This window comes from Ruegeria sp. CDSA020 (genome assembly GCF_059612345.1).
Genome location: NZ_JBXWQK010000003.1, coordinates 33307 through 56354 on the forward strand (window position 1 = coordinate 33307; position 23048 = coordinate 56354).

At 58.0% G+C, this 23048-nt stretch carries 22 protein-coding genes and 1 riboswitch; of the genes, 5 read left to right on the forward strand and 17 right to left on the reverse strand.

The genetic code is table 11. From position 1 onward, the window contains the following. Positions 1-11 precede the first annotated feature (11 nt). Positions 12-677 (forward strand): SOS response-associated peptidase, encoded by a 666-nt coding sequence (locus tag AC2FJW_RS05590; protein ID WP_496749443.1) that lies wholly within the window; start codon positions 12-14, stop codon positions 675-677. Positions 678-721: 44 nt separating this feature from the next. Further along, the gene (gene mnmH, locus AC2FJW_RS05595) at positions 722-1774 is read left to right on the forward strand and encodes a tRNA 2-selenouridine(34) synthase MnmH (RefSeq protein WP_496749444.1); all 1053 of its coding nucleotides are present in this window, start codon (positions 722-724) and stop codon (positions 1772-1774) included. On the opposite strand, the gene selD is transcribed toward mnmH, so the two are convergent. From selD to AC2FJW_RS05630, 7 genes are read right to left on the reverse strand one after another with little or no spacing between them, the layout of a single operon-like run. Further along, the gene (selD, locus tag AC2FJW_RS05600; RefSeq protein ID WP_496749445.1) at positions 1765-3924 is read right to left on the reverse strand and encodes a selenide, water dikinase SelD; all 2160 of its coding nucleotides are present in this window, start codon (positions 3922-3924) and stop codon (positions 1765-1767) included. The genes mnmH and selD overlap by 10 nt on opposite strands. A 5-nt stretch (positions 3925-3929) precedes the next feature. Beyond that, complete coding sequence (locus AC2FJW_RS05605) at positions 3930-4316, reverse strand: Na+/H+ antiporter subunit G (RefSeq protein WP_142632844.1); 387 nt, start codon at positions 4314-4316, stop codon at positions 3930-3932. A 7-nt stretch (positions 4317-4323) separates the two neighbouring features. Beyond that, on the reverse strand, positions 4324-4593 hold the full coding sequence (locus tag AC2FJW_RS05610; RefSeq protein WP_142632846.1) for a K+/H+ antiporter subunit F: 270 nt from the start codon (positions 4591-4593) through the stop codon (positions 4324-4326). Further along, positions 4590-5090: a Na+/H+ antiporter subunit E gene (locus AC2FJW_RS05615; RefSeq protein WP_496692434.1), complete on the reverse strand. Its 501-nt coding sequence runs from the start codon at positions 5088-5090 to the stop codon at positions 4590-4592. Before AC2FJW_RS05615 ends, AC2FJW_RS05610 begins: the two co-directional genes overlap by 4 nt. Then, positions 5087-6631: a monovalent cation/H+ antiporter subunit D gene (locus tag AC2FJW_RS05620; protein ID WP_496749446.1), complete on the reverse strand. Its 1545-nt coding sequence runs from the start codon at positions 6629-6631 to the stop codon at positions 5087-5089. Before AC2FJW_RS05620 ends, AC2FJW_RS05615 begins: the two co-directional genes overlap by 4 nt. After that, positions 6628-6987: a Na+/H+ antiporter subunit C gene (locus tag AC2FJW_RS05625; RefSeq protein WP_142632852.1), complete on the reverse strand. Its 360-nt coding sequence runs from the start codon at positions 6985-6987 to the stop codon at positions 6628-6630. Before AC2FJW_RS05625 ends, AC2FJW_RS05620 begins: the two co-directional genes overlap by 4 nt. After that, the gene (locus tag AC2FJW_RS05630; RefSeq protein ID WP_496749689.1) at positions 6987-9860 is read right to left on the reverse strand and encodes a monovalent cation/H+ antiporter subunit A; all 2874 of its coding nucleotides are present in this window, start codon (positions 9858-9860) and stop codon (positions 6987-6989) included. Before AC2FJW_RS05630 ends, AC2FJW_RS05625 begins: the two co-directional genes overlap by 1 nt. Before the next feature lie 226 nt (positions 9861-10086). Between AC2FJW_RS05630 and AC2FJW_RS05635 the strand changes: the two genes are divergently transcribed. Together AC2FJW_RS05635 and AC2FJW_RS05640 are read left to right on the forward strand one after the other, a co-directional pair. After that, positions 10087-10560: a rhodanese-like domain-containing protein gene (locus AC2FJW_RS05635; protein ID WP_496749447.1), complete on the forward strand. Its 474-nt coding sequence runs from the start codon at positions 10087-10089 to the stop codon at positions 10558-10560. Continuing rightward, positions 10557-11372 carry a CE1 family esterase gene (locus tag AC2FJW_RS05640; protein ID WP_496707889.1) on the forward strand — a complete coding sequence of 272 codons (816 nt, stop codon included), beginning with the start codon at positions 10557-10559 and terminating at the stop codon, positions 11370-11372. Before AC2FJW_RS05635 ends, AC2FJW_RS05640 begins: the two co-directional genes overlap by 4 nt. On the opposite strand, the gene mdoH is transcribed toward AC2FJW_RS05640, so the two are convergent. From mdoH to AC2FJW_RS05675, 7 genes are all read right to left on the reverse strand, one after another. Then, positions 11373-13241 carry a glucans biosynthesis glucosyltransferase MdoH gene (gene mdoH, locus AC2FJW_RS05645; protein WP_496749448.1) on the reverse strand — a complete coding sequence of 623 codons (1869 nt, stop codon included), beginning with the start codon at positions 13239-13241 and terminating at the stop codon, positions 11373-11375. Next, positions 13238-14737, reverse strand: coding sequence for an OpgD/OpgG family glucan biosynthesis protein (locus AC2FJW_RS05650; protein WP_496749449.1), 1500 nt, complete (start codon positions 14735-14737; stop codon positions 13238-13240). The genes mdoH and AC2FJW_RS05650 overlap by 4 nt, the downstream gene beginning before the upstream one ends. Further along, positions 14734-15951 carry an OpgC family protein gene (locus AC2FJW_RS05655; RefSeq protein WP_496749450.1) on the reverse strand — a complete coding sequence of 406 codons (1218 nt, stop codon included), beginning with the start codon at positions 15949-15951 and terminating at the stop codon, positions 14734-14736. The genes AC2FJW_RS05650 and AC2FJW_RS05655 overlap by 4 nt, the downstream gene beginning before the upstream one ends. 34 nt (positions 15952-15985) lie before the next feature. Beyond that, on the reverse strand, positions 15986-17356 hold the full coding sequence (locus tag AC2FJW_RS05660) for a tetratricopeptide repeat protein (protein ID WP_496749451.1): 1371 nt from the start codon (positions 17354-17356) through the stop codon (positions 15986-15988). A gap of 181 nt (positions 17357-17537) precedes the next feature. Continuing rightward, positions 17538-18722 (reverse strand): CaiB/BaiF CoA transferase family protein, encoded by a 1185-nt coding sequence (locus tag AC2FJW_RS05665; RefSeq protein WP_496749452.1) that lies wholly within the window; start codon positions 18720-18722, stop codon positions 17538-17540. After that, positions 18709-20328, reverse strand: coding sequence for a thiamine pyrophosphate-binding protein (locus AC2FJW_RS05670; RefSeq protein ID WP_496749453.1), 1620 nt, complete (start codon positions 20326-20328; stop codon positions 18709-18711). Before AC2FJW_RS05670 ends, AC2FJW_RS05665 begins: the two co-directional genes overlap by 14 nt. A 77-nt stretch (positions 20329-20405) precedes the next feature. Further along, complete coding sequence (locus tag AC2FJW_RS05675; RefSeq protein WP_496749454.1) at positions 20406-20864, reverse strand: DUF302 domain-containing protein; 459 nt, start codon at positions 20862-20864, stop codon at positions 20406-20408. Positions 20865-20932: 68 nt separating this feature from the next. Between AC2FJW_RS05675 and AC2FJW_RS05680 the strand changes: the two genes are divergently transcribed. Then, positions 20933-21346, forward strand: a complete 414-nt coding sequence (locus tag AC2FJW_RS05680) for a DUF1636 family protein (protein ID WP_496749455.1) — start codon at positions 20933-20935, stop codon at positions 21344-21346. On the opposite strand, the gene AC2FJW_RS05685 is transcribed toward AC2FJW_RS05680, so the two are convergent. From AC2FJW_RS05685 to AC2FJW_RS05695, 3 genes are all read right to left on the reverse strand, one after another. Beyond that, complete coding sequence (locus AC2FJW_RS05685) at positions 21343-21837, reverse strand: hypothetical protein (protein WP_496749456.1); 495 nt, start codon at positions 21835-21837, stop codon at positions 21343-21345. The two genes, AC2FJW_RS05680 and AC2FJW_RS05685, sit on opposite strands and share 4 nt — an antisense overlap. Positions 21838-21903: 66 nt before the next feature. After that, on the reverse strand, positions 21904-22602 hold the full coding sequence (locus AC2FJW_RS05690) for a CbtA family protein (protein WP_496692423.1): 699 nt from the start codon (positions 22600-22602) through the stop codon (positions 21904-21906). A gap of 4 nt (positions 22603-22606) precedes the next feature. Continuing rightward, complete coding sequence (locus AC2FJW_RS05695; RefSeq protein WP_142632876.1) at positions 22607-22777, reverse strand: CbtB domain-containing protein; 171 nt, start codon at positions 22775-22777, stop codon at positions 22607-22609. Positions 22778-22814: 37 nt separating this feature from the next. Then, positions 22815-23023: riboswitch (cobalamin riboswitch) on the reverse strand. Positions 23024-23048 lie beyond the last annotated feature (25 nt).

A 23048-nucleotide genomic window follows, 5' to 3' on the forward strand; every position in this document is an offset into this window, starting at 1 on the left:
GTTCATTACCTATGTGCGGACGGTTTGCAATAACCCTTCCAAATGATGCCATGGCCCAGTTGTTTTCTGCGCGCCCGGCCAATGCTCTGCCTGTTGTCCCGAATTTCAACGTTTGTCCGACATGTCAGGTGCATGTGGTCAGGGCAGGCGAAACCGGGCGTCAGTTGGATGCCCTGCGTTGGGGGTTTTTACCACACTGGTACAAGTCCAAAACCGCTGGGCCATTGTTGATCAATGCCCGCGCCGAAACGCTAGCTGAAAAACCGGCTTTCAGGGCGGCCTGCAGGGAACGGAGATGTTTGATTATCGCCAGCGGGTTCTATGAATGGACAAAAACCGAGACCGGCGACCGGCTGCCCTGGTACATATTCAGAAATGACGCGGCCCCGATTGCCTTTGGTGGCGTCTGGCAGGAGTGGGGCCCTGAGGGCGACCGGATGGGAACATGCGCGATAGTTACGACACAGGCGAACCGCAACCTGGGACGCATTCACCACCGCATGCCCTTGATTGTCGAACCCGAAAACTGGCCTCTATGGCTGGGTGAAGCGGGTAAGGGGGCTGCGCGGCTGGTGTCTCCGGGACATGAAGATATTCTTGGCTTTCACCGCGTCGATCGGGGCGTCAATTCCAATCGGGCCAGCGGGCCGGCGCTTGTCGATCCCATCGCCGGTTGACGCCGTGGCTTTCCATCCGTTCCCACGCGCGTTAGATCGTTGACATGGTTCTGAAATTTACCAGCCTTCCGCAATTATATGCGCATGAGTTCGACACGACCATAGACGTGCGCAGCCCGGCTGAATTTGCCGAGGATCATTTGCCGGGCTCAATCAACCTGCCAGTTCTGGATAACGATGAACGCGCGCGCGTCGGGACGATTTATGTCCAGGAAAGCCCGTTTCTGGCCCGCAAACTGGGGGCGGCTTTGGTTTTCAGGAATGCGGCCAATCACATCGAACACAGCCTGTCCCATCATGAAGGAGGATGGCGGCCCCTTGTCTATTGCTGGCGCGGTGGGCAGCGATCAGGCGCGTTTACCTGGATGTTGCAACAGATCGGCTGGCGGGCCGAGGTTGTCGAAGGCGGTTATCGCTCCTATCGCCGCTTGGTAAGCCGGTATCTTTATGACGATCCGTTGCCGTTTCAATTCGTCCTTCTGGATGGGTATACGGGCACAGCAAAGACCGAGCTGCTTACACACCTTCAGGAACGTGGTGTCCAGGTTCTGGATCTCGAAGGGCTTGCCAATCACCGGGGGTCGTTGCTGGGGGCAATGCCGGGCGGACAACCCAGTCAAAAGGCATTCGAATCCGCGCTGGCCGCAGAACTTTGTGGTTTTGCCCCCACCCGTCCCGTCGTAGTCGAAGCGGAATCGTCCAAAATCGGCTCTTTGATCCTGCCGCCGAGGCTTTGGTCCGCCATGTGTGCGGCCGTGCGTATTCAGATTGACGCCCCGATAGAAGCGCGCGCGGAATATCTGGTCTCGGCATATGACGATGTCCTCAGCGATGCCGAGCGGTTGAAAGATCTCCTGTCGCCGCTGAGGTCTCACCGTGGGCATGAGGTGGTGGATGGGTGGTTTGCGCTGATTGACGGCGGTAACAAGTTGGCCCTTACACGGTCACTTATGGAACAGCATTACGACCCGGCTTATGCCAAGTCGGCGCGCGTACACAGCGCCGAAATTGTAGCCTCGATCCAGGTGCCCTCGCTGGCAAGTACCGGTCTGAAAGAGGTCGCTGTGCGGGTCGAACAGGTCCTGGATCAGCTCTGAAGTTTTACACCCGGCGTATCGTCGATCATGCCGATGATTGCTGCCGGATATCCAGCCGCATGTAGGTCTGCACACAGGCCTGGCGCGTCATCGGCTTGGACAGCGGCCAATAGCCCTCCGGCGGTTTGAGGATCGAAAAGAAGATCAGCCTTGGGTCCGTTGGCGAGTTCAGGCGCGATGGCGCGGTTGTCCTCGAAGATCGTGGACCGAACACCGCTTGTGCTGAGCTCTACGGCCCCGGCCATCACGGGAACCGCATCCAGAGCAATTACCGCACCGCAGCCAGAGGCACCGCAAATACCTTGCAGATGCCCTGCCAGACCAAACCCGGTCACATCGGTCATCGCATGGGCGCTGAACAGAATGCGCGCGGCTTCGCCCTGCGGCTGAACCATGTGGCGGAACGCCTCTGCGACCCAGATGCCATTGGCCAAACCGGCCATTTCGGCGGCCATGATCACGCCGCTGCCAATCGGCTTGGTCAGGATCAAAGCGTCGCCCTTGCGGGCCCCGGACAAGATGATCGGGTCGTTTTCGCACAGGCCGGTCAGAGTGAACCCGATGGTCATCTCATCCCCCATCGAACTGTGGCCTCCGACGATTTCGGCCCCGGTTGCGCGGATGACGTCACTAGCAGTGGCCATGATTTCTGACATGGTACGTTGTTGCAGTGCGGGTGACATCCGAGGCAGAATAATCGTCGCGGTGGCGGCCTGCGGTGCCGCACCCATCGCCCAGATATCACCTAATGCGTGAATGGCCGTGATCCGTGTCATCAAAACCGGATCATTGGTAAAGCTGCGCAAATGGTCCGAGGTTATCACCTGCCGCGCGCCGCCGGTGAGAAGCAAAGCCGCATCGTCACCTGAAAGCGGTATTACGTCTTGCCGATCGGGGGGCGGTAAATCAGACAGAACACTGCGCAAAGCGCGACGCCCAATCTTTGCGCCGCACCCACCGCACATGGGCTTTTCACCCAGGACTTCGGGCACGCCCAAAGCGTGGTCGCGGGGCAACTCTGCTGCTTTCATCTGGGGCAGATTCCGGAACTTACTCATGAAATTCTGGTCGATATGGTTCTTCCATTTCCACATCAACGGACCACTGAGCGAGGTTCCCAATCGCTCGGCCAATGCGGATTTCTCACCCAGCGATATCAGCTTGAGGTAATCTTTTTGCGGATGATAGGGGCGCATCTTTCCGGCACCCAGCGAGGCCCGAAGATTGCCATAAAGAATCGGGGCTTCTCGGACGGCATAGACACCTGCTTTTGGTCTGGGGTTTTCTGACAGATGGGCACAATCGCCGACTGCGAACACAAAAGGATTGCTGGACTGCAGCCTGCTATTCACCGTGATATATCCATCGTGAAGATCCAGCCCGGACTGCGCCATCCAACCATAGGGTTTGGCCCCCGCCGCCCCCGTCACGAATTCAGCCGCAATCTGGCGCCCGTCCTCCAACCGGATGTGATCCGCATGAATTTCGACGATGGCGGCCTGTTCGATCACGTCGATGCCAAGGTCAGCCATCGCATTGCGAATGATCGAGGCCGCCTTTGCGCCAATCGCGGTCAGGGCCCGAGCATTGTCGATCAGGGTCAATCGGGCGCTGCGGTTTGCGGAACGCAGAGCGTGCGCCATCGCCATGATCAACTCGACCCCGGCAACACCACCACCGATCACGGCAACCGAGGCGGCGCCTGCGCCAGATTGGTACTCGGCCCACCTGGCGGCAAAAGACCCTAACGGTTTTGCGGGGACCGCATGGTCGGAAAATCCAGGCAGGGCCGGCATGTCGGATGTAATGCCAACATTAACCGAGGCTACATCATAGGCGACGGGCGGTCGGCCGGGTACATGTACCTCTTGCCGGTCAGGGTCTAACCCTTCGACGGCACCCAATATCACCCGTGCCCCGGCAAAGCGAGCCAAGCGCACCAGATCAATATCCAGGTCATCCCGGCGGTAGTGACCGGCAACGAAACCGGGCAGCATCCCTGAATAGGGGGCTGAAGGCGCGGGGTTGATGACCGTCAGGCGCGCGCCAGGCAGAGGGTTCATCCCCCATTTTCGCAACACCAGCGCGTGCGTATGACCGCCGCCGATAAGAACCAGATCGCGGGTCAGGGGCAGCGGAGGTCTATACATAGGTATCAGGTGTTTCTGTGATCAGGAACGTCTTCGACCTGTTCGACCGCATGTGTGGCCCAGATTTTGTCCTCACCCGCGTCCGGCAGATCCTGGGGCTTTTCATGGCGGTGAATATGCCATTTGGCAATAAACAGGGCCGTGATCGGAGCAGTCAGGAACAGAAACAGCGTGATCAGCAGCTCGTGCAGAGACAGGTGATGTTCGATCAATACGGAATGGATGATTGAGGCGATCAGAACGCCACCCACCCCAAGCGTTGTCGCTTTGGTGGGGGCGTGAAGCCTGGACATCGGGTCCTTTAGCTTGATCATCCCGTACGATCCGACAAAACCAAATATGCCTGAAACAACCAGGAAGAAGGCGACCAGGAATTCGAAGATTACCGACATGTCGCCCTCACTCGATGATATTGCCGCGCAGCATAAAACGCGCGTAGGCAACGGTTGAGACAAAGCCGAGCATGGCGATGATCATGGCGGCCTCGAAGAAGATTTCGGTCCCCAGAAACAGCCCATAAAGCACCATGAGGGCGATTGTATTGATCACCATCGTGTCCAGCGCCAGAACGCGTGTGCCTACACCATCGGCAGTAATGATCCGCCACAAGCACATCATGATGGCTGCGCCGAAACAGGCGAAGGCGAAGTAGATTGCCAGCTCGATCATTCGAAAATCTCCTTTAGCCTGCGCTCGTATCGTTGCTTGATTTGATCGCGTACTTCGTCCGGGTTTGGCGCATCGAGGCAGTGTACCAGTAAGTTGTGACCCTGCGCGGACAGATCGCAACTGACGGTGCCGGGGGTCATGGTGATGGTTCCGGCCAGAACCGTGATCGCCTCGGGTGTGCGCAGTTCCAGCGGAATGCAGACCCAGTTCGGTTCACGGTCGGAATCCCGTTTGAACAGGATGATCCTGGCAACTGTCATGTTGGCGACAACAATGTCCCATAGAACCACCAATATGTATTCGGTGATCATCGGCCAATTCCGAAGAACGGGCCGGTCTGGCCAATACGGCTGTGTGACGAAGGGGATGATAATCCCCAGCACAAGGCCAAACACAAGTGAATTCAGCGATGGTGTGTTTGCCAGCAAAATCCACACGACCGTCAGCAGGAAAGTCAGATGCGGGTGCGGGAATATCCGGTGAAGCAGTTTTTTCATTCTTCCACCCCTAACACGGCCGAGATGTAATTTTCGGGTGCAAACAACTGTTCCGCTGTGCTGGTAGCGTAGTTCATTGCAGGCCCGGCAAACAATGTCAGCATGACCAGACCGATGATCAAAGCAAATACCGACGTAAAGGCCAACCCGGGCGAAGGTTCCGGGGCTGCCTGAAAGGCGGTCTCGCCGTCAGTTGTATCGGCTTGGTCGGTGGTCAAGCTGGCGTCATGGCTTTTCCAAAAGATCAAAGTTCCGGCGCGGGCCAACCCTACTATGGTTACGAATGAGCCGATCAATACCACAGCCCAGACCGTATTTGCGTCTGGTGCATCTCGCGCGGCGTCCAGGACCAGCAGTTTGCCAATGAACCCGGAAAGAGGCGGCATCCCGGCCAAAGCAATCGCACCAATAAAGAACAGTGCGGAAATCAGTCCGGTCTGTGCCATTGGGTGCTTTGGGGCAATTGCGCCTCCGCGCCGCTCGATCACCAGATCAGCAATCAGGAACAACAGTGCCGTCGCCAGTGTCGAATGATAAATATAGAACAAAGCGGCAGCAGTGGCCGTTTCGGTGAACAGGGAAATTGCGATCAGCAGGGTACCCATTGACGCGATGGCGCAAAAAGCCACAAGGCGCGCGATGTGTTGTGAGCCCAATATGCCGATTGTACCAACGGCCAAAGTTACCAAAGCGGCAGGTTGCAGCCAGTTGATCACAAGATCATGCGCAACCAATACCTCGGGGCCAAAGCCAAGCGTGTACATGCGCAAGATCGAGTAGGCCCCGACCTTTGTCATGATCGCAAACAGCGCTGCAACTGGCATAGGAGCATTCGCATAACTGGCCGGTAGCCAGAAATGCAGCGGCAGAACTGCAGCCTTAATGCAGAATACCAGCAGCAACAGGGCAGCACCCACTCTTATCAGAGCGGTGTCTTCGAGCGGAAGCTCGGCAATCCGTACAGCCATATCCGCCATGTTCAGCGTGCCGGTCACTGAATAGAGCGTGCCAAGGGCAAACAAAAACAGCGTTGAGCCCAAAAGGTTGTAGGCGACATATTGCACGCCTGCCTTGAGCCGAACGGCTCCACCGCCGTGCGTCATCAAACCGTAGGACGCGATCAGCAATACCTCGAAGAACACGAACAGGTTAAAGGCGTCACCTGTCAGGAAGGCACCGCATACGCCCATAAGCTGAAAGTGGAATAAGGGATGAAAGTGCTTGCCGCGTGCATCCCATCCGGAGGCAATCGCATAAAGCACTATCGGAAGGGCTAAAAGCGCGGTCAGCAAGACCATCATGGCAGATAACCGATCCAGCACCAGCACGATTCCAAAGGGCGCTGGCCAGTTGCCCAACTCATAGACCAGAATATCTCCACCTGCGGCCTGTGCGGTGATTGTCAGGGCGATGCCAAGCAGTGCCACGACACCGGCGACCGAGAATATGCGCTGCAAATCAAGGTGGTACCGCAGGACCATGATGATGAACGGAGCCAGAATCGCGGGCAGGACGACTGGCGCAACGATCCAATGGTTCATGCGTCTTCTCCCGGCGCGTCCGTATTGTCATGGGCGGCCATGTCGATGTGGTCATCCTTGGCCGACAGGTAGGCCGAAAGCGAGATCATCACGATCACCGCAGTCATCCCGAATGAAATCACGATGGCGGTCAGCACCAGGGCCTGCGGCAAGGGATCGGTATAGGCGACCTCTTCATATTTGTTCAGAACCGGCGGCGCGTCCAAAGCCAGCCGCCCGGTGGCAAACAAAAAGACGTTCACCGCATAGGTCAGCAGAGATAGGCCCAGAATGACCGGAAAAGTCCGGCGACGCAGGATCAGGAAAATCCCGGCGGCGGTCATCACGCCAACCGCAGAGGCTACGAGCGCTTCCATCAGACCTGCTCCTTTTCTTCTTGTTCTTCTTCAGGCGGATCGTCCCGCAGCGGGTTGATATCCATCGGGAATTCCTGCGCCATGCCGGGCTGCCAGGCCAAGCGGGACAGGCTATCCAGTGCCAGCATCACCGCGCCCAAAACCGCAAGGAACACGCCGGTATCGAACAGCATGGCGGTTGCCCATTCGAACTCTTCCAGCGGCGGCCAGTTCAGATATCCGAAATCGCTGGTCAGGAAGGGACGTTCATTGAACCATGCGCCAATTCCAGTTGCTGCGGCGATCAGAACGCCCCAGCCGATTGTGCCGTGATAATAGAACCGTTGCCGTTCGATGGCCCAGGTATAGCCGCTGGCCATATATTGCATCAGATAGGCGATGGCGACGACCAGACCGGCGATGAACCCTCCGCCTGGCTGGTTATGGCCGCGGAAAAAGATATAGGCCCCGACCATCAGCGCGATCGGCATCATCACTCTTGTCGCCACGACCATCATCAACGGATGAGAGTCACCCGATTGCGGCCAGTGCGGTTTACGGTTCAGCAAATACCCCCGGACATTGGTTTCCAGAACCGCCTCGGTCAGGGCAAAGATGATCAGGGCGGCAATGCCCAGAACGATGATTTCGCCGAAAGTATCAAAGCCACGGAAATCCACCAGGATCACGTTGACCACATTGGTGCCTCCGCCGCCCTTATACGAATTGGCCAGATGGAATTCGGAAATGCTCGGGAAACCGAAATCCCGCAGCATCAACGCGTAAATCAACGCACCTGATCCGATGCCTGCCACGACCGAAATTGCCGCATCCCGCCAACGCCGCGCCGCGCTGCTGTCCCAGGGCGTGTCCGTGGGCAGGAAGTTCAGTGACAACAACAGCAGGATCATCGTCACTACCTCGACAGAAATCTGTGTCAGGGCAAGGTCGGGTGCGGACAGATAGTTGAAGGCCATCGAGACGATCAGGCCCACGACCCCGATCAGCACCAAGGACAACAGCCGGTTGCGGTGGAACCACATGATGGCCAGCGTCGCGGCGATCAGGCAGATCCAGCCAATGAACGGAATGATCTGAACGGGTAGGGGCGTGCGTGTTTCAACGCCAATAGATCCGGTTGCGAATGCGTAATATCCCAGCCCAACCGTAAAGACGATCAGGATGGCCGCATACCGGCTGAGGACACCATTATGCAGAGTATCTGTGACCCAGCGGCTGGTCGTCGTAAGCGCAGCGATCACTGCGTCAAAAATAGTTTTCGCCTCGGGTCTGGGCAGCGCATTCCAGATAAACTCACCGCGCCGATGCTGTGTCAGCAAGGCCAGGCCACCCAGTGTCGCGAACGCGGACATATACAGGGCAGGCGTAAACCCGTGCCAGAGTTTCAGCGAATAATAGGGCAGCTTCTCGCCCCCGATTACCGCACTTGAAACAACTGCCACCAGCGGACCTACGATGGCGTTGGAATAAAGACCGATCAGGACGACAAGCACGACCAGGAAAGCGGGTGCAAGCCAAAGCCCGGCCGGTGGGTCATGTGGATGGGTTGGGTAATCGTCGCGTACTGGACCAAGGAACACGTGACCAACAAAGCGGAACGAATAGGCTGCAGAGAACAAGGCCGCCAGCAGCGCCAGTCCGGGCACAAGATAATGCGAATGCAGCCAGGTTGTGTGGACCGTTTCCTCCAGCATCATCTCCTTGGACAGAAACCCGTTCAGCGGAGGTAGACCGGCCATGGAAAGTGCGGCAATCGTCCCGATGGTGAAGGTGATTGGCATCAAATGGCGCAATCCGCCCAGTCGCTTGATGTCGCGGGTCCCGGCCTCGTGATCCACGATCCCGGCGGTCATGAACAGGGCTGCTTTGAACGTCGCATGGTTGATGATGTGGAAGATGGCAGCAACGGCGGCGATCTTGGTTCCAAACCCCAGCAGCATGGTTATCAGGCCCAGATGCGACACGGTCGAAAACGCCAGCAGCGCCTTGAGATCGTCTTTGAACAGGGCGATGCAGGCCCCGATCAGCATGGTTACCAGGCCGGTTGTGGCCACAATGTAGAACCACGCATCAGTACCCGCCAGAACGGGCCACATGCGGGCCATCAGGAACAACCCTGCCTTCACCATCGTGGCCGAGTGCAGATAGGCTGATACTGGCGTAGGGGCGGCCATCGCGTGTGGCAGCCAGAAATGGAAGGGGAACTGTGCCGATTTGGTGAAACACCCCAGCAAAATCAGGATCAGCGCTGGCATGTAATAGGGTGAAGACTGGATCAGCTCTTTGTTCTGGAGAATGACGCTTAGGTCATAAGAGCCAACGATATTGCCCAGGATCAGCATCCCCGCAATCATCGCCAAGCCGCCAGAGCCGGTCACAGCCAGCGCCATACGTGCGCCCTGTCGTCCCTCGGGGAGGTGTTTCCAATATCCGATCAAAAGGAATGAACTAAGCGAGGTAAGTTCCCAGAATATCAGCAAAAGCAGGATATTGTCCGACAGAACGATTCCCACCATCGCGCCCTGAAACAGCAGCAAATAGGTGTAAAACTGCCCCATCGGGTCTTCGCGCGACAGGTAGAACCGGGCGTAGAGGATGATCAGCAAACCGATGCCAAGGATCAGCAGCGCGAACAGAAACCCAAGGCCGTCCAACATGAAATTGGCGTTTAGGCCCAGTGCCGGAATCCAGTCGAACCGGGCGGTAACGACCTCGCCGCGCATCACGGTTGGGATGTGAATCAACAGCCCCATCAGCGCCAGAAAAGTGGTCAACCCAGCGGCCGAGGCTGCTGCGTTTCGTCCAGCCCGGATCAAAAGGGCTGGGAATACAGCTCCGAGGAAGGGAAGGGCCGCGATGAGGAATAGGGACAACTGCGATACTCCGGTCTGGGCGGTCAAAAGTGCTATTGATTTTGTAAGGATAATTCGCGGAGTGTCCAGCGATTGCAAGCCATTCTGCCTGTTCAGGGGCCCCAAGGCAGAGGATGGTACAGGTAAAGCGGCGATGACACGAACTTGAACAGGCAGGTTAATTTCGACGCGGAACTGGATAAGCTGCTGTGATACATAGGACCGCATCGGATCAGGAGGGATTACAGTGGCTGCTGGGGCAAACCGGACACGGCGAAAGGTTCTGCTGTTTGGTGCGGCTGCTGTTCTGGGCGGTTTTGCGATCCGCGAATACCGCCTGATCCCACAGAGCTATGCGGGCGGTCGGATCAGTGTCAGGGATGCGCATCAGCGAGCTAGGCTTGGAGATATATTTTTGGTGGACATCCGTACCCCACGCGAATGGGATGCCTCGGGCGTGGGCGAAGGCGCGCATCCCCTAGACATGCGTCGCGATGATTTTGATGAGGCGCTGCTGCAGATTGTCGGCGGAGACCTCGATGCCCCAATCGCCCTGATCTGCGCGCGCGGTGTGCGCTCGGCCCGGCTGAGCAACCGGCTGTCCGAGGCGGGATTCGAAAATATCATCGACGTGCCCGAGGGTATGTTAGGCTCAGCAGCAGGGCCGGGCTGGGTCCGGGCAGGCCTGCCGGTTCAACACTATGATGGGAAAGCAGAATGATCCGAAGCTTGTTTCTGTCGGTTGGGATGGCCGTGATCGCGAATGCAGGAATGGCCGCCTGTGTCGATCAGGAAGACATGTGCGAAACGCCGTCGGGTGGGTACCATATCGAACTTCCCGAAACCGAAAACCCACCGCTGGTGGTGTTTCTGCACGGTTATGGCGGGACTGCGACCGGAACGCTGAAGAACCGCAGCTTGGTTGATCCTCTGCTTGCGCGCGGATATGCGGTTATGGCACCGGAGGGGTCCGAGCGTAACGGCCGCCAAAGCTGGAATTTCTTCCCGGGTTGGGAAGGGCGTGACGAAACGGCTTTTCTGCGCGAGGTGGTTCAGGATGCGTCGGACCGGTTCGGGGTCGATGATGACCGCGTCGTGTTGGGCGGGTTTTCTGCGGGGGCCTTCATGGTCTACTACCTCGCTTGCGCGGCGCCGGATACGTTTTCGGCCTATGCTCCGGTTTCAGGTGGGTTTTGGCGACCGCATCCCGAGGCCTGCGATGGCCCGGTGCGTATGTTTCACACCCATGGCTGGACCGACAATGTAGTCCCGCTGGAAGGGCGCCTTTTGGGCGGTGGTCGATTCCATCAGGGCGATATCTTTGCCGGTCTGGAAATCTGGCGGGTCGCAAACGAATGCGCCGATACCAAACCCAGCGGATTTTCCACGACCGGGCAATTCATGCGCCGCAGATGGACCGGATGCGCCGATGGCGCGATGTTGGAATTCGCACTTTTCCCAGGTGGTCACAACGTGCCGCAGGGATGGTCGGATATGATGGTAGAGTGGTACGAGGGCCTGCCGGGTGGTTGATCACTCGGCAGGAGTCATGACAGTTTTGCCTTCGACCAGGCGCTTCAATTCATCCCTGTGGAGACGGGCGGATCGGGTGATTGCCGGTTCCTGAACATCTTCTTTCATTCCGACCATGCGCCGCGCCGGTGAGGTTGAAACGCCGCTGAGTGCGGATAGCGGGATGGCAAAGGCCAGGCTTATGGCAATCGGAGCCAGCCAGATTGACACCAGACCCGATAGGATGCCGGCGCCCAAGGCTATACCGCTGATAGTTTCCAGCGCGTGACAGATGATCAGCGTCCGCAGGCCATAGCTGCCACCATCGCGCGCCTGAGGCGACCAGCCTTTTTGAATACCAAGAATTGTCCGGAAGACGGCGATCATCTGTTGCACCATAAGGATCGGCGCATAGAGGATCGACAGGATGACTTCCGAGATGAATGAGGTCATGAATTTACCTGCGCCACCGAAATCCGCATAGCGCACACCGCTAAGTGGCAGGGCAAGCACGCCAAGTACCTTGGGGGCCAGCAACATAGCATACATGACCAGAATGATCAGCACGTGGCGGGTTTCCGACATCTCGGGCCATTGCGGGAACAGCGGATTGTCGGGGCTGAAATAGTGCAGGACCGAGGCATCCTCACCCTGACCGATCAGCGCCCACATCACCAGCAAGGCAAACCACAGCGGCGACATCAGATATCCGACTGCTCCATGGAACATGTGGAACCGCGACACAGCGCGGAATCCGGTTGAGCCCAGCAACTTCAGGTGTTGCAAATTGCCCTGACACCAGCGCCGGTCACGCAACGCGTGGTCGATCAGCGTTGGTGGGGTTTCTTCATAGGATCCTCGGATGCGCGGTAGGAACCGCACGCCCCATCCGGCGCGACGCATGAGGCCGGCCTCGACGAAATCGTGGCTCATGATCAGTTGTTCCTGACCATTCATTGCGCGCAGTCTTGGCAGCCCCGCGCAGTTGGCAAAAGCCTTGGTGCGGATGATCGCGTTATGGCCCCAATAGTTACCTTCCTGACCACACCAGCGGGCCAGACCTTCGGCGAAGGCGATACCATAAACACCATTGGCAAATTGCTGCATCCGGGCAAAAACCGACTGAGCGCCAATTAACTGAGGGTAACTCTGGATCAGGCCCGCACCGGGGTCGCGCGCCAGAGAATTCGTCAGGCGCAGGATGGCGCGGCCGGTCATCAGGCTGTCGGCATCCAGCACGAGCATCGCAGCCCAATCCGCACCCCAACGGCTGACCCAATCTGCGATATTTCCGACCTTGCGGTCTGTGTTCTGTTCTCGCCGACGGTAATACAGTTCCAGTCCCGGCGCGAGGGTGGTGCGCAACGCTTCGACGCTGGCTTGTTCTTGTGCCGCGATCTCGGGGTCGCGGGTGTCAGAGAGGATGAACATCGCATAGTGGTGCTGACCATCCCGCGCGCGCAGGTCTTCCAGCATCGTGCGGGCGTTGCCCAGCACGTTCCAGGGTACTTCATTATAGACCGGCATAAGAAGCGCGACGCGCAGCGCCTGTGGGCGGCCCTGACGTTTGGGCTGTTCCTGCCGCGACAGGGAAATCATACCCAACAACACGGTGCAGACCGTGAAAGAGATCCAGAAAAAGTTGAATGAGATCAGAGCCAACAGAATCGCTTCGATTAGATTGATCCCTTCGGCTCCGAACCAGTCGGTCATGACCCAAAGCATGCCCAGCGTAGCCGCCATCGCAGGCGAGAACGCCAGCGCACGCCAGAATCCCGCAGATGCCTGCCTACTGCGGGGCGCCTGAGCGTCACGGAACCCAGCGCTGAAATTCTGCTCCGGCATCGCCAGGGGTGCCTCAGGCGGCATGATATGCAGATCGTTGCTCATGATGTCCAACGATACAGCCAGACTTCGGAGGCAGGCTGCTTGTCTTTCAGCAACTGTGCCCGCAGTTCCACATGGTTCCGGTCTCCCGGCTCGAAGGAAAAGGCCAACCGCAGGCCGCCAGTATCGGGGTTGCGCTGCAGGACGCCTTCCGAGGTCTCTGCATGGGGCGAGTCCACAAAGATCGTCATCGCCTCAGGTTCGTCGAATAGCTCGCTGGCCTCAAAGTCAATCACTGCCAGACGGCCGTGACCAAATGTGTTGTCACCCATCGCGGTGTTGATCACGCGTGGCATCGGGGTGCGCTGTGGTTCTTCACCCCAGATCAGGCGGTAGGACAGGTCCACCTGGCTTCCGGCCGCATAGGGCTCCATCGGGCGCCAATAGGCGACGATATTGTCGTAGATTTCCTGATCAGCCGGGATTTCGACCAGAGTGACCGCGCCTTTGCCCCAATCGCCGGTTGGCTCGACCCAGAGGCCGGGGCGTTTGTGGTAACTCGCTTCAAGATCGGCATAATCCGAGAACGCGCGTTTCCGCTGCATCAGGCCAAACCCGCGCGGGTTCATGTCGACAAAGGACGAGAACTGCAGGCGGGTCGGGTTTGCCAGAGGCCGCCACAGGACCTCGCCAGCGCCGTTGCGGATCAGCAGCCCGTCGCTGTCATGCACAGCAGGGCGGAAATCGTCGAAACGGCTGTGATTGGTCTGATCGAACAGGAACATCGACGTGCCGGGTGCAATGCCGACATGGGTCAGTTCCGTACGCGGGAACAGAGTGGCCTCGACCTCCATCACGCAATCCGCGCCTGCCGTGACATTGAACCGATAGGCCCCTGTCACGCTGGGGCTGTCCATCAGGGCATGAACGACCATGTTGCGCTGACCGGGCTTGGGACGTTCCAGCCAGAAACGAATGAATTCGGGAAATTCTTCGCCATCCGGATCGCCGGTTTTCAGCGCCAACCCCCGGGCCGACAGGCCGTAGACCTCGTGCAGGCCGATGGCGCGGAAATAGCTGGCGCCTTGAAACACACAGAACTCATCGGTTTTTCCGGGGCGGTGCATTTCAGTCCGCAGGCGCAGGCCCGAAAAACCAAGTGTGTCGTCGACGGGCAACTGAGGGACCTCGGTCGACTTGTCAAACATTGACAGATCGAAGGCTACGGGTTTGGCCATGCCGTCTTCCACAGTCGACACCTGAACCGTGCGGGGGAAATAAAGCCCAGGGGTGAAGAAATCGACGTTGAACGGCGTCTCGGTCTCGTACCACATCGCGCGATCCAGGCGGAACCGGATCGAGCGGTATTGCTCATAGGTCAGGTCCTGCCATTCCTGCGGGACCATCTCGCGCTCGGCAAAGGGCTTTGCGGCCAACTCGCGGGCCAGCGAGATCACGTCACTGCGGTCAAACGGGACCTCTCCGCCCACGGCAAAGGTGGCCGGGGCGAAGGCAAGCGCCGAAGTCGTGGCCAGAAATGCGCGACGTGTGAATTTCATTTCTTTGATTTCCAGGGTTGTGACTTAAACCACGCGGCCAAATAGGCCACGCTGATGATCATGGCAAAGCCAATCATATTAGCGACAAAGACAGTGGCAAAATCCCGCCCAAACATATCGAGCCCAACGCCGATAAGTCGTGCTGCTGCCATGGAAAATACGAATACGGCAAGTGATTGCTGACCCACTTTGGTGACCAGGGTTAGCACGATTTGCCAAGCTTTGGCGCCTGCGCTCTGACCGGTTGCGATCAGGCGGTGTCCATGCTCGCCAGCAGCGACCCAGCCCAGATAGGCCAGCGACAGGAAATGCATGTAGCGAAACAGACCGAAATCGGTCTTGTCGCGGAATTCCTTCGTGACGGGCCAGACTTTGCGGATTTCATCGGCCAAATCCGGGGCTGCGGCATTCACCCATGTGAACACTTTCCACGACCCGAAAGGCATTGAAAAGATCAGGAACAGCGCCGCTGCCCAGATCAACGTTTTTGACACCGGAGGGGCCGGGATCCAGCCGCGCATGAATGCAAAGCCTGTAAAGAACAGCAACTGCCAGCCAAAAGGGTTAAAGAACCACTGACGATCCGACCAGGGCTCGGCAGGCAGGTCCAGAACGTCGGTCTGCGCCACGAGCCAGATAGCAACGGATGTGGCTGCAACCGCCCAGAATCCGATGCGGGACAGGCCCATGAACAGCGGCATCATTGCAAGTACCACCAGATACATGGGTAGAATGTCGAAATAATTCGGCACGTAGGTCAGGGTGAACAGGCCGACGATCTGCGGCGCAGGATCATTGAAGAAATGCTGCAGGTTCAGGGACGAGATGTAGTTCTTCTCAAACAGGCCTGTTTGATTCAGCGCAGCCATCGTCATCGCGACAAAGAAGAACAGGCCGATATGCGCCCAGTAAACCTGCCAGATCCGGTATGATACCCGCGCAGTGCCCATCCACCAGCCCTTGCGCAGGAACGCGCCGCCAAAGGCGATGGCCGAGGCCATGCCCGAACAAAAAACAAAAATCTCGGTTGCATCCGAAAAACCAAACCGGGCAGGGATCCACTTGGCCCAAGGGTCGTTGGGAATATGCGCAATCAGGATGATGAACATCGCAATTCCGCGATAGAAATCCAGACGCGGGTCGCGCGTACTAACAGGGGCGGCCGAGGTGGCTGCCACAGGTGCAAAATCAGAAGCGGGCGATAGAGTCGCCATACGAGTTCTGTCCTTCTTCAGTCTTTTTGTTTTGTTATTCTGCCGGAACGCTTTGTGCGTCTTGGTTATCGCGAGCCGCGTCGATCAATGCGCGGCGCGCCATAGCATAATTGTCCTCACCCCCGGCCCGCTTGGCACGGCGGTCGTCTAGAATGCGCTCGACAGCATCCAAACGGCCGGCACGCAAGCCGGAATCAATAGTGATGCGCTCGAATACATCACGTTGGGCGTGGCTACCACCGGCCAGTTGCATTCCGTCCCGTGCATTCGACAGGAAATCAAATGCTTCGCCGTAAAGGCCGTCGCCAAAAGCCTCAAGCCCTTTGGCTGCGGCAATACCGGGATCCGACATCCGGATCGGAGTGTCGCCCTGATTGCGCTGGGCATCTTTCTGGATGCGCTGCAGCATTTTGCCGGTCGCTTCGGTCCGGTTGTCGCCAGTCAGGGCCAGCAGATAGTGAAGATCGGCGAAGATCAGGCATCCATCTTCGGTCCGGGCGGCGCTGAGGTCGGCCAGTTCCTCCCAGCGGTTTCCAACTTTGACGCCCTCAAGCTCGAGCCGGGACAAAAGCGACGTGGCATTCGATATGTCACGGTAATCGTCGGTTTTGTCCTGCCGGACATACTGGTCATACAGTTCCATAACCTGATCGACCTGACCCAGGTCCAGATGCATCAGCGCCTTGTGCCACCAGACATGATAGCGAAAGTTGTTGCAATGCGCCCAGGCATCCTCGCGTCCGGCCAGCCAGTCAAGACCTTGCTGCGCATTGCCGGTCATCTCGTGCACATGGGCCACTGCGTGCAGGCCCCAGGCATCATCCGACACCATCCACAGGGCCTGACGTCCGGCGATTTCGGCTTTTTCATAGGCCCCGGTTTCCTCAAGCGCGAAGGAATGGCACCCCAGAAGATATCCGCGACCGGCGTGGTCGGGTTCATAAGCGGGCAGGACACGTTCGATCGACCGTCGCATACCAGCGGCATCTCCCAAGACAAACCGTGTTGCGTGGCTGAGTTTCATCGCCAGCGAGTCCTGTGGGTGTAGGCGCAGAATTTCTTCAAACTTCTGGATTGCATGTGAGGGCAGGTCGGACAGGTAAAGGGCCAACGCGTCGACATAAAGCCGCTCGCGCTCAGTTACCGGTTGGCGATCCATAGCGGTGTTGGCAGCATTCAACGCTTCCGCTGCAACTGGCATCATCTCGCGCCGGCCCAGCAAGACCAGGAACAGACCTTTGATGGCGTGACCAAGCGCGAAATCGGGCTCAAGCTCTAGCACTTTGCCCAGATGCTGGGGTGTGACAGCTGAATGCGCCATGAAACCAAGCAGAACACCATTCCACGCCTCGACACTGGCCGAATGGCAAAGAGTGTTATTCTGTCCGAAAACATCTTGTTTCATGCGCGGGATCCAATCCATTTGCGATTTATTACTTTATTCGATTTAGCAGAGAGTCAGGCGGGGTCGTATCAGTATCGGCCCTGCTCTCGAATTGGTGAAAAGCTGTGTGTGGAAAACGTGAAAAAATCCGCCGATTCAACGGCATGTTTCAGCAATATGCCGCCTAGTAAGGCATTGTGTTTCAATCTTCAAATGGGTTCTTAGCGTTCAAGACTGCTGCAGTGTCCGCTCCGAACTGTGGCGGAGCCGTCCGATAGGTTACCGGTGTCCGCGACAATTTCAGCGGGTTTCCGATCAGTTTTACCTCGGCTGGGGCGGCCTGCATTGCGATCTGCATTTGCCGCGCCGCGACCTGCTCGGTGTCAAAAACCTGATCCAGGGTCTGGACCGGCCCAACTGGTACTTTGCGTGCCTCAAGTTCTGCGATGACGGTTGTGGTATCATATGACTGAACCGCAGGGCGCAAAAGGGCGTTCAACGCATCCCGGTTTTCCAGCCGCGCCGGATTCGTCGCAAAGCGGACGTCATCCGCCAGATCAGGTTGGTCGATGAATTCGCAGAACCGGCGGAACTGACTGTCATTACCTACAGCAAGGATCACATGGCCATCAGCGGTTTCGTAAACGTCATATGGAACGATATTTGGATGACCATTCCCACGGCGTTGTGGCACATTGCCGGATGTCAGATAATTCACGCCTTCATTGATCAGCCACGCAATCTGGGAATCGACCAGAGCCAGATCAATTTGCTGTCCCTCTCCGGTCTGGTCCCGATGGCGCAATGCTGCCAAAATGCCAACGCAGGCATACATACCGCACATGACATCAGCGATACCAACGCCAACTTTCATCGGCGCCCCTTGGGGATCGCCGGTCAGAGACATGACACCGCCATAGCCCTGCGCCATCAGATCATATCCGGGCTTTGATGCGTTAGGCCCATCCTGCCCATAGCCTGAGATCGAACAATAGACGAGGCTAGGGATTTCCTGCGAGAGCGATTTGTAATCCAGCCCGTATTTCGCAAGCCCGCCGGGTTTGAAATTCTCGATCAGGATGTCCGCAAACGAGGCCAGCCGCCGAATTTCCGCCTGACCTTCGGGTGTGGTGATGTCGATGGCGACCGATTTCTTGTTGCGGTTGGCTGACATGAAATAGGCACTAAGATCTGATGGAAACCCGTCGGCATCTGCGACATAGGGTGGGCCCCACTGGCGCGTGTCGTCCCCTTTAGTAGCAGGGTTTTCGATCTTGATAACGCTGGCACCCAAATCGCCCAGCAACTGTGTGCAGGTCGGTCCGGCCAGAATGCGAGACAGGTCCAGAACCTTGACGCCCTTCAGCGGTCCTTCAGATCCGGCCATCATATCCTCCGCGATCAATCTCAGCAGCAATTACGGTGAACCTATCAGACTTGGTTGCCGCTTCCAGAGCATCCCTCAGTTCGGCGCGGGTGCGCACCGTGTGACCATTCCCGCCGAAGGCCCGGCCAATAGCTGCAAAGTCGTGGCGGTCGAAATCGACGCCTACGTTCCCCATTTGCCGCTGACGCTGTTTCAACTCGATCAGGGCAAGGCTGGCGTCGACGAACACCAGGAAAATCGGGTTACCACCCATCTCGGCAACGGTCGACAGTTCTCCGGCGACCATCAGGAACCCGGCATCGCCGGAAAAGCTGATGACCGGGCGCGTGGGTTCGGCCAGTTTCAGCCCGACGGCCATTGGCAGAGCGCAGCCCATGGTGCAGAGCGCCGAAGACTGGATCAGCCCGCGTTCTTCGGAACATCCCCACATCTGGCTGAGAAGGATGCGATGTGCGCCACTGTCAGCGGTAGCCAATGTCTCGGCAGGAAGAGCCGCGCGGGTTTCCGCAATTACCGCGGCGGGACCCCATACGTCATCAGTAGGGAAGGCTCGCGCCAGGGCGGCCCGAACCTGTTCGGGCTCGCCGCCGGGCCAGGTGGCGCGGGCAGGGTTGCCCTTTGCAATGGCCTCGAGGGTCGCGCCGGTATCAGCCACCAGGTTCAACCCGGCCTGATGCATGTAGTGATCGTTTGGAACCGCTGAAATGTCGATGACGCGCTTTTCTTCGGGGTCCCAAATCTCGCGCCAGCCTGGGCGCATTTCGATCGGGTCATAGCCCAGACACAACACCAGATCGGCCTGTTCAACCAGCGGCACCAGATGGGTGTCAGCAAGCGGCGACAGGCCCGCGCCGCCAAGGCACAGTGGATGATCCTCGGGAACCACGCCCTTGGCCTTGTAGGTTGTCACAAAAGGAATGCCAAAATGTTCAAGGAACGCCTGCACCACATTGCGCGAGTCGTCATATAGAACATCCAGGCCGATAATCGCGATGGGCCGTTCGGCCTGTGCCACCCAGCGGCGGGCTTTTTCAACGCAATCCCCCTCGGGCGCGACGGCGGCAGGTTTGACAAGACGGCGGCGTTTGACATCGGTCACAGGCGCATCCGCAACCGAAATCGGCACGTCGATATGCACCGGTCCTGGGCGCGGCTGATTGGCCAGCGACACCGCTTTGTCTGCGATAATATCCGCGCCTTTGGCGGTCAGCATGAACGTCCCTTTGGTGATCGAGCGATAGACCCGTGCGTGATCCATGACCTGATGGGTGTATGTCAGCGCCTCATCTGCGTCGACACAGCCGGTCAGCACGATCATTGGCACCCGGTCCTGCAACGCATTGGCGACCACATTGATCCCGTTCATCGCGCCTGGGCCGAGCGTGGCCACCAGAATGGCCGGGGCGCCGTCGCGGTGATGCACCGCCTCGGCCATAAAGCCGGCCGCGTTCTCGTGTTTGGTCAGGTGAAAGGTTATCCCCGCCTTTTCCAACGCATCCACTAGGGTCAGCACCTCGCCACCTGGCATGCCAAAAGCGTGACGGCAGCCAGCCTCATAAAGCCGTTGGGCCAGAATGTCCGCAGCGCGGGGCGACGAGTCCTGCATCAGTAAAGCTCCGAAAACTGTTTCAACGCAGATTGCGGAGGACAGACCCGGACGCAAGGCGCATCACGCCAGTGTGACTATTTGACAGCGGCTTCGGCCACGATCTGAAAGGTGTCATCCAATTCCTGGGCAATGTCCCTCAGGGGGTCTCCGCCCTCATAGATATAGGGCGCGAATACAAAGCTGGGCGTTTTATAGGACAGGGTGGCGGTGCCGTCTTCGTTTTCGGTCACGTAAAACCGGATCGGTGCTTCGATCATTGCGCGCACCGAGGTTTCCAGCACGCGCACCGCATATTCATTGTTGAAGGCGCCGATCACCAGATTGCCTGGGATTGTAATCCCCCGCGCGGCGGCGGCTTTGGTGGGGCCGGCCTGCGTGACCACGATCAGACCGTTTGCCTTAACCGCCGATTTGGTGTCCGAGACCAATTCATCATAGCTTTTGCCTGTTGGATACACGGCCCATCCCGAGAGCGGTTCGTCGGCCCAGGCGGGCAGAGCCAGCAGGGCGAAGACAGTCCAAAGCAGTTTCATCCAGAGGCCTCCTTTTAAGGTGTCTGCAGGAATCCTGCCAGAAATGTGAGGACGTCGCACTCACAATCTTGTGCGCATTCGGGATTGCGCCGCGCCGCTTAAAGCCGCAGAAACGGGCGCAGGACGAAGGGAAAGGTCTGGATCGGATGCGCCTGATGATCTGCAAAACCTGTGGCACCGCACGCGATCGGGCGGCCGAGGTGCAGGCTGTGAAGGACGCACTGAAAAGGGCTGGATTGACGGATCAGGTCGAATTGAGCGAACACGCCTGTTTCAGCAGCTGCGCGGAACCCACGGCGCTGGCTATACAGGCGCAGGGGCGCGCATCTTATGTGTTTTCGGGTGTCGATGTGGTGGCGGATGCCGCGGATATCGCTGAAACTTGCCGTACTTACCTGAACAGCCCGCAGGGCTGGATCGAAGACGCCCGACCCTGCGGGCGGCTTCGGATGTGTTTGCGTGCGCGTATTCCGGCGCTTTAGTCGACCTGAACCGTAACCGCAGCACGAACCGGCACGTTATCGACCGAAAGCGGGCTATGGCTGTTGGAATTCAGCGAAACCGAAACCTCGACCTCGCCTTTGGGCAACTGATCAATATGCATCCAACTGCCGTAAAGCCGGGCGAGCTTTTCTCCGTTGATGTAAACATGCGCGTGCCCTTCGCCTGCCATGTCAGCGGTAGATGCGTTCTGCGGTGCGAAGGTAAAGTTTTTTGGCATGACATGCAGGTTCCAGCCAGACATAGGATCCTGTGTCAGAGCGATGTCCAGTGTAGGTGCATCTGCGCCTGCCGGTAGGTTCAGGGCCGTGGAATGATCGTGGGCCATGGTCTCAGTGTGTGAGGCTCCGTGAAGAGACGGATCAGAATGGTCGTGGCCATCAAATGTGACGCCATTTGCAGCAGCGATTACAAATCCTGCACCGCCACCAAAGACCAGACCGATCACGAATAGAGCAAGTGAACGGGTCATTGTATTTCCTTGAAAACATAGGGAAACGCGCCGAGTTTACCCCCAGCGCGTTCAATCGAAGTGCGATCAGGCCGTTGCTTCGGAAGGTTGCGCTTCTTTCTGCCAGAAATAGCCAGCGAACGCGCCAACCAGAACCCATGCAACCAGACCGATTCCAAAAGCTCGTGCCGCGAACAACGCGCCAATTTCAGTCGGCACAGGGCCGGTGAAAACATCGGGCTCGGGTGCACCGATAAGATGTGGCACCAACAGAAGTACCGCGGCGATCACATAGCTGATCAGGTTACCTCCAAAGGCGATCAACCACATGGCGACAAGGGCTGCTGCAACTGTTGCGAACCACCAGACCTGACGTGCATAGACATCGGCTGCCGCGACACCCGGCACTTCGGGCGCCAGGGTGAAACCTGGTGCAAGGTGGAAGGCGATAAATCCGGCCAACCCCCAAAGGACGCCGGTCCGGCCATCAATCTGATGTCCTTGACCTTCGGCTACCGACATCAGCGCAACCATCACCAACGCATAGCCGGTATAGGTCAGCATGGTAAAGATGACACTCAGCGCATCGCGCGTCAGTTCAGAGAACATGCGCGGCAGTTCGGGATGAGCCGATACGGTCTCGGCCCCGAAATGCACCAGCTCACCGGATTCATAAAGCTCGGCATGCAACAATACTGGTTGCACAAATACCAACTGCAGCAAGGCGGCAATCAGCCCCGCTGCAGCACCAGCGAACAACGCGCTGGTCAATATACGACTGAACACGGTCTTAGTGGCAGGGGAAGCCGGTCGCGTGACGCACGTCATGCGCTGCATCATGCAGGGCCGCTGCCTGAACGTGACCGGTCAGCGTGATGAGACCCAGACCCAGAACCACTGCAAACATGACCGGAACAAAGCCTGTACGCGCGGCGGATGCTGTTTTCGTTTGTGTTGCCATTTTGTATTCTCCTCTGCCGCCGCACCCGACGGCCGGTGTTTCGTTTTTGCGCCTGGCAGGTCTCCTGGCTTGCGGGTCGATGCCTCTGTTCGCCTTCCCCCCGGAGAACCGGGAGTGGCTGGTTGAACAGGGGCTCTCCGCTTACAGTCGCGGGGGCGGCTTTGGAGTTGACCACCGAGGCAGTCGCACCAAATTCCCTCTTAGCATCCGGATTTCTCCGGCAGGACCAGACACCCCCATTTAGCCGCTATAGCTGTGGCGGTGCAATCAT